Source organism: Mesorhizobium sp. M8A.F.Ca.ET.207.01.1.1, from assembly GCF_004794715.1.
Taxonomy (GTDB): Bacteria; Pseudomonadota; Alphaproteobacteria; order Rhizobiales; family Rhizobiaceae; genus Mesorhizobium.
In genome coordinates this window covers 1-378 of sequence record NZ_SRUS01000199.1, presented here as the reverse complement: position 1 = coordinate 378, position 378 = coordinate 1, and the positions used below count along the sequence as shown (strand labels likewise).

Annotated in this window: 1 protein-coding gene; it reads right to left on the bottom strand. The window is 69.3% G+C overall.

What is annotated here, in order from left to right; all coding sequences use genetic code 11:
* On the bottom strand, positions 1-378 hold a 378-nt coding region (locus EN850_RS34160), incomplete at both ends, for a Gfo/Idh/MocA family oxidoreductase (RefSeq protein ID WP_136092981.1).

Below are 378 nucleotides of genomic sequence, written 5' to 3'. Positions count from 1 at the left end.
GGTCCACGCGCCAGTTGTTGCTGGCCGGGTCCAGCAGCCAATCCTGCAGGTAGCTGCCATGGATCAGGTGCAACGGCCCCAGCTCACCCTGCGCGATGCGCGCGCGGGCCTCACGCACCACCGGGTGGTAGCGGTAGACGAACGGCACCGTGGCAACCAATCCGGTCGAGGCCGCCAACGCGGCCAGCTCCCGCGCATCCTCCAGCGTGGTCGCCAGCGGCTTCTCGCAGATCACGTGCTTGCCGGCCTCCAGTGCGGCCTGGGCCATGGCACGGTGCAGGTGGTTCGGCGTGCAGACGTGCACGACCTGCACCTGCGGGTCGGCCACCACCTGTTCGATGTCCCGATAGGCGAGCGGAACATTCCACGCCTCCGCCG